An 8,972-nucleotide genomic window follows, 5' to 3' on the forward strand; every position below is an offset into this window, starting at 1 on the left:
CGGGGATTTAGCCGATATTCTGCCAGAAGGAAAGGAAAATCGAATGGAAAAAAAGCGCCTCTTTATTGGCGCTTTTCGTTTTGTAGGTAGGTTCTGGAAGAAATATTTAAAGCTATAGGAAGAATCCTTGCGGCTCTTCATCTATAGAAACACCACCTTCACCAAGCTCTGCTTCTGAATCCTGCTCTAGGAGACGTTCAAATTCTTCTGCGTCTCCCGGTAGAAGCCCTTGCCGGCGAATAAATTCGGCTGACTGTTCAGTGTGTAGAATGAGTGTAATTCTTCTATTCATAGGATCTCGAGGATCCGCGCCTTCCAGAGGAATACGATCGGCAACGCCGGAAATCGAAAGTAATTTATTTGGGTCCATGCCGCCGGCAACTAACTCTCGACGTGATGCATTTGCCCGATCTGATGATAGCTCCCAATTGCTATACCCAACGTAGCCACCTGCATAAGGAATGCTATCGGTATGGCCGCTAATGGTTAGCGCGTTATCCACTGAATTTAAAATAGGTGCTACGGTTTGCAATAATCGGCTCATATACGGGGCTACCGTAGGCGAGCCAATCTCAAACATAGGCCGTTTTTCGGTATCCATCATCTGAATTCGCAGGCCTTCGCGAGTTAAATCTAAACGCATTTGTGCTTCTAGTTGGCGTAACACAGGATCTGCCTGAATAGCTCGCTCGATTTGCCGTTGAATGTTCTGGAATTGTCGCCGCACATCGGCTGGCCGCGTTTGCATGCGATAGTCGATACGGGCTTGCTCACCTGATGAATGCGTGCTATCCGGACCACCGCCCTGAATCACGGAGCTCGCGGAGTTCTCCCTATCGCCACCCGCCATGGCCACAACTAATGGAGTCCGAAAATACTCTGCAACGCTTTGCCGGGTTTCTTCATCGCCGGTTGATAGTATCCACATCACTAGGAACAACGCCATCAACGCTGTCATGAAATCAGCAAGTGCTATTTTCCACGACCCACCATGGTGCTTTTGCACCACTTTCTTTCGGCGGATGATTATCGGGCGATGTTCTTCAGCCATGTTTACGACTCCGCGGGCTTATTGCCACGAACATGATCTTCAAGTTCATTAAACGATGGGCGTTCCACAGTGTCGAGAGCTTTACGGCCAAATTCCACCGCTAACTGCGGTGCATATCCGCCCATACTTGCTAGCAACGTAACGCGCACGCACTGTAAAGCCTTCATAGCTTCCGCTACCTGCCGTTCAACACGACTAGCAATTGGATTGATAAAGCCGTAACCCAATAAAATACCTAAAAATGTTCCGATCAACGCATGGGCAATCATTTCCCCCATCACATCCGGAGATGCATCGGCACTACTTAATGCTTTTACTACACCGAGAACAGCCGCAACGATACCAAACGCTGGCATGGCATCGCCTACTTTTGCGATTGCATCAGCTGGCACATGCGCCTCAGTTTCAAACGACTCAATCTCATGCAGCATAAGCTCATCAAGTTCTTGTGGGTTCATATTTCCGCTGATCATTAAGCGTAGATAATCCGTGATGAAATCTCGGATCATGTCATCCTCGAGAACTAGAGGATGCTCTTGAAAGATGGGGCTCTCCATTGGCTCTTCGATGTCTCGCTCTACCGCCAACATGCCATCTCTGCGCATTTTATTGAGTATTTTGTAAAGAACTGACATCAGTTCCATATACACATTTTTATTGTATTTGGTGGTGGCTTTTAGCTTTTTAGCAACATTGAACGTTGCTTTGATGCCTTTCCCGTTATTCGCAGCAATAAATGCGCCAACCCCAGCACCGCCGATCATGAGCACCTCGAACGGCTGCCACAAAGGGCCCAAAGCACCGCCTGCCATAGCGAAGCCCCCAAACACTGAGAAGATAACAACTATAAATCCAATGGCGATGAGCACAAATTACCCCTCATTATATTACTTTCTTAGGTAGTTTCGCTGGATGTGCAGTTAGATGTGGAACGTGCACAGTTCGCTTAAACTATTTATGTATACGAGCTATCGGCATCAGCTGTGAAAACTTGAGTACTAATTTGCGGAAGATAGAGGGTTTTAAAAATTCCAGGTTTTGCTATTTTCTTGCTCTACATGGATCTCTAGAGTCACTTATTAGCTAGTTACTGCCTTCCTTAATTTTACCAGTAGGTTTCTTTTTACCAGGTTTTCCTGCTCGCGATGGCGGCTGACAAATTCCACACACGTAGTCGTCATCTGGCGTATGCGCATGATTAACAAACGGTAATTGGCATTGATTGCAGGTAGAAAGTTGAAACATATTACTTTCAAAGAAACGCAGTAGTGTCCACGCCCGGGTGAGCCCTAAAACTTGCTCTCCCCCGGTCGAGTCGACATGTTCGTTGTACAAACGGTAGGCTTTGGTAAACGCTGTCATGCGGTCTACCTTTTCGCTATCTGAAAGCTTCAAATAGATAGAATAAAACAAAGAAGAATGAATATTAGGGAGCCATGTCATGAACCAGTCGGTAGAGAACGGCAACAAGCCTTTCGGCGGAGATTCCCCCCGTACTTCTTTATATAAACGAACCAACCGGCCGCGATTTAACTCTACTTCTGATTCTAAAACTTGTAGCCGAGCTCCCAGTTCAATTAGCTCGATAGCTAACTGCACTTGATTCATTTCATCAAGAAGCTTTTTTTCTGACAAAGCGCTACACCCTAGGCTCTAGCCGCGATATTAGCGGGTAGATGCCATTAACATTGCAAGATGGGTGTGCGTTAGGCCTGTTTCACGTTTACTGCGCAAAATATGAGCAAGTTGCTCAGCATTATCAGCGCAAGGCCGAAGCACGAACTGGCCTTGTGTTGCTAACCAAGTAATCTCGCGAATCGACATAGACGAGATTAAGTCAGCCATTTCACTCGATAACTTCAGCCGAAACATCGCTGAATCGCGGTCTTCTGACAACATTTTTTGAATCAGAAGTAGGTATGCAAGGTTGAGTTCTTGGAACTCTTCAATCGTTTTTGTGGTTTCCAAAATCTAATCCCCTGTTCTTCTCCAACGGAGAATGAGCGCATAAAACAAACATTTTGCGTACGCAGAGCATACACCTGCACCAACTTGGTAGCCAAAATCATTAACTATTATTATTACTTTCTGTTAACACAGTGTTAGTGATACAGGCTATCAATCTTTCCGTCAAGCTGTGACGTGACGATCATAATCAACAATGTTTACAATAAATTTATAATCTATGGTAATCCAGAAGTATTTAAGGGGAAACCCTAAATCTTTGTAAAGGCTGTAAGTCATTGCTGAACAGGAAGGTTATGATTTATCTGCTTAGCATTGGTGTGAGATCCTCAGGAAACGATGGTCCGTAAGGCTCTTGGAGATAGTGTACTAATCGTGGATATTTAGTGGATTGAGGGAAATCAATAAACGATTAAATTTTTGTGAATCCGCAAAATTAAGCATCAATGGCTATCCGCAACCTCCTGTAGCCATATCAAAAGTTCGACCAACACTTCTTTCAGTGAGTCTGGTAAGTAGTCATCTGGATTTAGATGCATCAATAGACCCACAAGCTCGGGAGCATCATGAACAAATATACCGTGCTTCTCGGCTTCTGAAATAATACGTTCGGCGAACTCACCATAGCCCTGCGCCAGAATTTCCGGTTGATTCGTTTGGCTATAGCCCAGCGCTACGGCACCACGCCGCTTTTCCCAAGTTTCATCATTCATCATTTGTAGCCTCGGTATCTGCATCGGCTAACCGTTGCCGAGTTTCAACGGTTACTTCAGAAAGCCCTAACTTACGTAATCTATCACGTAAAATACTTTCTTTTGATTCTAGCTTCATCACAACATCATCATTCGCAACAAACACCAAATGGAGTTCCTTTTCTTTTAGATGCACGCCTACCGATAGTGCGCCAAGTCCGCGCACCGTCAGTTCAAGCTCGGAGCGCCAACTTTTCTCTTTATGTTTCTCGTTTTGCTGGTTTTGCTCAGAGGGATTACGGGGCTCTACTTGCCCTGGCTGCAAAAATAACGCCATAAAAATTCCAGACCACAGATCGCCTTCCCAGCGTAATACCGGTGTGGTTAACATTTCGAGTTGTTGTCGAACGATCGGTTGCATCGCTTCCGGAACCGGCCCGCTGAGAACCCGCCCCTCCTGTTGCGCTTGCAATTGCATTTGCGGTTGCTGCTGCAAAGCTGCCCGCGGAATTTCACCACGAAACCACTTGCCTAGCGTGCTTTCATAGAACACACCACTATTGCGTATGCTCGAATCAAGCCGATCGGCCAAGAGCGTTGTTGATATAGTTTCGCCCGGTTGAATCAAGGGGGCCGTAGGCCGAATCGTTGAGCCCGGCGCTGGATATTGCATGAGGACATCGGCAATCGCTTTGCCAGCACCAGACAGCGCAATTTGCGCCGAAGGCGGGCTCGGAAGGCCTGGCTGAATTTGTTGATAGGATGCTTGTGCGAATTTGCTACCAGTTCTAAGGTTCGGTTGCACTGCATGCGCTTGCGAATTGGCGCGCGAATCGAGGCGGGAATCGCTTTGCAAAGCTCGCGGACCCTCACCCGGATCGACTGGGCGCACAGGTTGATTTAGATTTTTTTGAGCGGTGAGATCGCCCTTGGGGCCAAGAACTTGGTGCAGTAGCGTATCAAGTAACGGAGTAATGCCGCTCATTCCTCACCTCCGGTAATCTTTACTTCAAATACGCCGCTTTAAAACTCAAGTGTCTGATAAATTAAGAAAGGTAGGCGTTATCCACTTTTCTTTTTTTCGAAGCCGAGGAGAGCATTTTTTCAAGCTCAGTTCGACGCTGCGTAAGCCGTTCACGAATTTCCTTATCTTGCTTTAACAACGTTTCCAAGAACACCAATTTCTGCTCTTGTTGCTGTTCGGTCAACATGGCATCGAGTTCATGCTTTTGTAACCGCTCAACTTCACTTACGTAGGCAACTTCACTTTCGATAAGTTTAGTCCAATCATCTTCACGGGCATGTTCCAGCATAGTGGAAGAGCATTTTAATAGCCGCTCGTAAGCACTAATAACCTCTTCTCCATCCATTACTGGTTTTAAATAAGCCCGAGCACCCATGTTTACGCGCCTTGCTTCGCTGATGCTGCTTGCTGTCCAATCTCTTTCCATGCTGAACCTATATTTTGAAGGAGTTCTGCTGCTTCATCGAGCTTCGCAGTATCATTGTGTAAGTTAGCCTTCACTAATAAATTAGAAACATAGTTATAAAGGCCTTCCAACCGTTCAGCTAACTCGCCACCCTTTTCTTTATCTAATGCGGCTAATAACCCACTATTTACAATATCAATTGCCTTCGATATTGCTTTTCCTTTTTCAACAACATTCTCGTTACTCATGTGTAACTTAGCCGCTTTAATTGCTGCTTGAGCGCCATCGAACAACATCGAGATCAGTTGGTGCGGGCTGGCAGAAAGCACATTGCTTTCAACGCTAACTCGGCCATAAGCGGCAGCTCCACGCATTGCATACATAACTGTTCCCCTATTCTATGATTTACCGGTATAACCGGTAGTGCCTTTACTAACTCTTTAAATTTATTACTGGCCCATCTGCGCATTCAACATATCAAATTGCTGCATTAGGTAATTACTCGTTGAATTCATATTCGCAATCATCGAATCAAGCTGAGCGAACTGAGAGCGATACCGATCAATAGTTTTCTCAATGCTTTCTTCCATTCTCATGAAGCGGTCATCGAGCCTACCTATGCTTGCTTCCAAGCCTTGGGTCGTGTTCTTAATTGGGCCATCGCTCTGTAGCAACTGTGAAATACTCAAATCAATTTTGCCACTTAGGCCGCCATCCGCTGTAGTACCCGCGAAAAACGTACTAAGATCGTTCATATTATTTGCGGTTAAATCACTTAGCTTGGCTTCATCTAAGGTTAACGTGCCATCGAGCTCAAGTTCGATACCGATATCACGCAACATTCGCGCATTACCTTCCTCAACGCCTTCACCCATAATGCTTCGCATACGCTGCTGCACCGTACGAAGCGTTGAGTCACCTAGTAACTGGCCGTTATTACCACCCTCGCCGCCAAATGCAGTGAGCTCGCCAATCACGCTTTGTAAATTGTTATATTTCTCGACAAATTCGGTAACTGCTTCTTGCGTTAGTTCGTTATCGCGAGTAATTGAAACCGTTGAACTACCTTCTTCTTGCAAATCTAAAGTAACGCCCTGAATGGCTCCTTCAACGCGATTGCTCTGGCTTGTGATGGTAATACCATTCACATTTAACATGGCATTTTGAGCTTGTTGTTCAGTAGCAGCATCAAGCGTGAGCTCTGCACCCAATGTGCCGAAATCTATATTGGTAACCGCAGCATCAGTGCCTGTTTCTAACGAACTGACGACAAGCCGATAGGGAGTGCCGGAGCCATCATTCACAATTGAAGCTTGCACGCCACCATCAGAGGCATTGATAGCATCTCGAATGTTTTGTAGTGAACTTTGCGCCGGGTCAATATCAACAGCAAACGTATCGCCATTACCAAGAGAGAATGAAATCGTGCCGCCGCCTAGATTATCGGTTTGGCTAGCAACACCATTGGTCGCCACACTATAAGCTTCCGCGCGGTCAATAACATTTACTTGATAACTACCAATCGGTGCTGTTGAGCTGGCAGCCGCACTCACTGAAGAGCCCGCTACCGCGCTACTAACACCTTGGAAAGTTTCTGGTTTGTTCAGCTTTGCAGCGGCATCTTGAAAAGTAGATAATGCACTTTCGAGCCGGCCATAAGCAGATATTTTCGCCTGCTGTGCTTGTTTCTGTTGAGTAATAGGCTGAAGCTTCTGACGTTCAGCTGCTGCCAGCTGATCGAGAAGCCCATTGAGGTCCATACCAGAACCAATACCTAATGCAGAAATTGAAGCCATTGTTTTACCTTTTGCAATTGCACATGTTGTTGAAACGAAATTATAGCGCTTTTAACAACAGCATGCTTATTTTGTCAGCTTTTTTCCAGTAGCAATCACCGAAAAAGCCATATTAAAAACTGCTAATTCAAATTATCGGCAGCCAAAACCTAAACTTTAGAAATCAGTTTCGAGCACTTCTTTAATCTCACCAAGCTCAGCTAGCGCGCTTCCTTCAACGGGGTTTCCAAGCTCCGAATCAGGGGGCCCATCATGGGTCGTCAAAATTACCTGACGAATCTGCTTACTTTCATCAAGGCCGGTCACCCATGCAAGTTGGTCGTTTAACTTGTAACGAACAAGCGATCCTATCGCTATCATGCCAAAATGACGAATGTACCGTTCAATCCAGTCATAATCGAACTGCGTTGTATTAGCGAGTAAGTAACGATATGCCGTTTCTGTTGTTTGCCCCGCTCTATCGGCGCGCGGGCGGCACATAGCATCAACCGCATCAACAACTGCAACCATGCGCGATAACTGCCCCAAATCATCGCCCTTGAGCCCCAATGGATAGCCGGAGCCATCTAACCGCTCATTAATGCGCTCAAGCACGCCTTGCACCACTGCCGGTGCAAGCCATTTACAGTTATCCATTTGGTTAGTTAATAGTGCTACATGAGATTGCATACGTAGATAGGAATCACGGCTCAATGTACTAGCACGCCATAGTGAACCCGGCAGCATCCCTTTGCCCAAATCATGCAACATGCCACATGCCACAATAGCTTTTTCCAATTCACGCGGGAGTTTTGCACCACTTTGCGCTAAATCGACCGCGCGAATAGCTACACTTAAGCCATGAATAACCCAAGCGGATTCACGGTGAATACAACGCAACGCAAATAGTGCGCCTTCGCGGTCGTCTTTTATAATGTCGAGTAATTTATCGGCGTGCGCTGAGAGCTGGCTGGAATTAATTTTTTGCCCTTGCCGTAGCGCTACCATTTGACTATCCAAATAGCCGGCTACGCGAGCCAGCCTTCTTGCTATTGGCGTTGGATATTTATGCCCTTGCCGGCGCCCCAAGGATACGCTTTCATCTTTTACTTCAAACAAAGGTGAGGGCGTTTTTGAAGAACCTTCGCCGGCATTTCGCGAAGCTTCCCTTTCGATTTCACGAACAAACGTCCAAAGTTGTTTTTCATCCGCTTTACTTACATTTGTAAATTCAAAGCCAACTGTTAAAACTTGCCGGTCGGGATCGGTTTTTATATGGCGAACATCCGCTACGATTGGAAAAACAGTACTATCCGGGAAACATATTTCAAGTTCAGAGCGCATATGATTAATAACTTTAGATGCACCATCTTGAGCAAAGAAATCAACCAGCGCGCCCGTCGCCGAAAGATCTTTCAAATCACCGATAAGTTCCATAGTGCGGGTTTCGGTAGCTTCTTCCGTACCTTCTTCAGTTGCGTTCGTTTCCTCTTGACCTGTTTTTTTGCGCTTTTTAACAATTTCTTCCGCACGCAAACGAACGCCTACATCCATGCCAATGCGAAGTTGAGCTCGAAACGCAGATCTCCGCTGACGTAAATCTAACCCCTCGGGCCACGCCGATTTACTAACTAACCTGCCGGCGTTGTCTGAAAACTCAGTCATCTTCATCGGCGTTGACCGAATCATACCAGCGTGACTTTGCCCTAAAAGAATGAATTCAACACCCCGACGCAGTTTCGGAGCCAACTCACGAATCGCGGTTAAATCATACTCAACATACTCTTCATCCTTGATATCTAACAAAACCACCGGAAACACTTTCGCTTCAGCAATATTAAGCCGAATCTGTGCTGCGCCAGGTTGTGTCATGGTTTCGAGTAATGCAGAAACTTCCATTTTGCTCGAAACGGGTGAGTATTCTTCTTCCTGATCGAGTAGGAGGAGGCCTCACGGCCTCCGTCCTCTCACACCACCGGGCATACGGTTCCGTACCACGGCGGTTCATAGGTTACATTTGAGCCGATGGTAACTGTCCATCAGCGATATCAATCCCAGT

Annotated in this window: 10 protein-coding genes; all 10 read right to left on the reverse strand. The window is 46.2% G+C overall.

What is annotated here, in order from left to right:
• Positions 1-112: 112 nt before the first annotated feature.
• Positions 113-1,051: a flagellar motor protein MotB gene (gene motB / locus CWE13_RS10815; RefSeq protein ID WP_126808539.1), complete on the reverse strand. Its 939-nt coding sequence runs from the start codon at positions 1,049-1,051 to the stop codon at positions 113-115.
• A gap of 2 nt (positions 1,052-1,053) precedes the next feature.
• Positions 1,054-1,920 carry a flagellar motor stator protein MotA gene (motA, locus tag CWE13_RS10820; protein ID WP_126808541.1) on the reverse strand — a complete coding sequence of 289 codons (867 nt, stop codon included), beginning with the start codon at positions 1,918-1,920 and terminating at the stop codon, positions 1,054-1,056.
• Between the two features lie 214 nt (positions 1,921-2,134).
• Positions 2,135-2,686, reverse strand: a complete 552-nt coding sequence (gene flhC, locus CWE13_RS10825; RefSeq protein ID WP_126808543.1) for a flagellar transcriptional regulator FlhC — start codon at positions 2,684-2,686, stop codon at positions 2,135-2,137.
• 30 nt (positions 2,687-2,716) lie between these two features.
• Positions 2,717-3,019: a flagellar transcriptional regulator FlhD gene (locus tag CWE13_RS10830; RefSeq protein WP_126808544.1), complete on the reverse strand. Its 303-nt coding sequence runs from the start codon at positions 3,017-3,019 to the stop codon at positions 2,717-2,719.
• A gap of 440 nt (positions 3,020-3,459) precedes the next feature.
• Positions 3,460-3,732 (reverse strand): EscU/YscU/HrcU family type III secretion system export apparatus switch protein, encoded by a 273-nt coding sequence (locus tag CWE13_RS10835; protein ID WP_241973682.1) that lies wholly within the window; start codon positions 3,730-3,732, stop codon positions 3,460-3,462.
• Positions 3,722-4,693, reverse strand: a complete 972-nt coding sequence (fliK, locus tag CWE13_RS10840) for a flagellar hook-length control protein FliK (protein ID WP_126808546.1) — start codon at positions 4,691-4,693, stop codon at positions 3,722-3,724. Before fliK ends, CWE13_RS10835 begins: the two co-directional genes overlap by 11 nt.
• Before the next feature lie 61 nt (positions 4,694-4,754).
• Entirely contained in the window at positions 4,755-5,108 is a 354-nt protein-coding gene (locus CWE13_RS10845) for a flagellar protein FliT (protein WP_157980966.1), read from the reverse strand.
• A 2-nt stretch (positions 5,109-5,110) separates the two neighbouring features.
• A complete protein-coding gene (fliS, locus tag CWE13_RS10850; protein WP_198677952.1) occupies positions 5,111-5,521 on the reverse strand; it encodes a flagellar export chaperone FliS in 411 nt (136 codons plus the stop codon).
• A gap of 66 nt (positions 5,522-5,587) precedes the next feature.
• On the reverse strand, positions 5,588-6,934 hold the full coding sequence (fliD, locus tag CWE13_RS10855; protein ID WP_126808549.1) for a flagellar filament capping protein FliD: 1,347 nt from the start codon (positions 6,932-6,934) through the stop codon (positions 5,588-5,590).
• A 156-nt stretch (positions 6,935-7,090) separates the two neighbouring features.
• Positions 7,091-8,812 carry an HD domain-containing phosphohydrolase gene (locus tag CWE13_RS10860; protein WP_126808551.1) on the reverse strand — a complete coding sequence of 574 codons (1,722 nt, stop codon included), beginning with the start codon at positions 8,810-8,812 and terminating at the stop codon, positions 7,091-7,093.
• Positions 8,813-8,972: the final 160 nt, after the last annotated feature.

The organism is Aliidiomarina shirensis (genome assembly GCF_003987345.1).
GTDB classification, from domain to species: Bacteria; Pseudomonadota; Gammaproteobacteria; order Enterobacterales; family Alteromonadaceae; genus Aliidiomarina; species Aliidiomarina shirensis.

What these genes read in the sequence shown, in the direction of transcription:
- fliD (WP_126808549.1), bottom strand. Translation starts at nt 6,934, where the DNA reads ATGGCTTCAATTTCTGCATTAGGTATTGGTTCTGGTATGGACCTCAAT.
- motB (WP_126808539.1), bottom strand. Translation starts at nt 1,051, where the DNA reads ATGGCTGAAGAACATCGCCCGATAATCATCCGCCGAAAGAAAGTGGTG.
- CWE13_RS10860 (WP_126808551.1), bottom strand. Translation starts at nt 8,812, where the DNA reads ATGGAAGTTTCTGCATTACTCGAAACCATGACACAACCTGGCGCAGCA.
- fliS (WP_198677952.1), bottom strand. Translation starts at nt 5,521, where the DNA reads ATGTATGCAATGCGTGGAGCTGCCGCTTATGGCCGAGTTAGCGTTGAA.
- fliK (WP_126808546.1), bottom strand. Translation starts at nt 4,693, where the DNA reads ATGAGCGGCATTACTCCGTTACTTGATACGCTACTGCACCAAGTTCTT.
- CWE13_RS10845 (WP_157980966.1), bottom strand. Translation starts at nt 5,108, where the DNA reads ATGGGTGCTCGGGCTTATTTAAAACCAGTAATGGATGGAGAAGAGGTT.
- CWE13_RS10835 (WP_241973682.1), bottom strand. Translation starts at nt 3,732, where the DNA reads ATGATGAATGATGAAACTTGGGAAAAGCGGCGTGGTGCCGTAGCGCTG.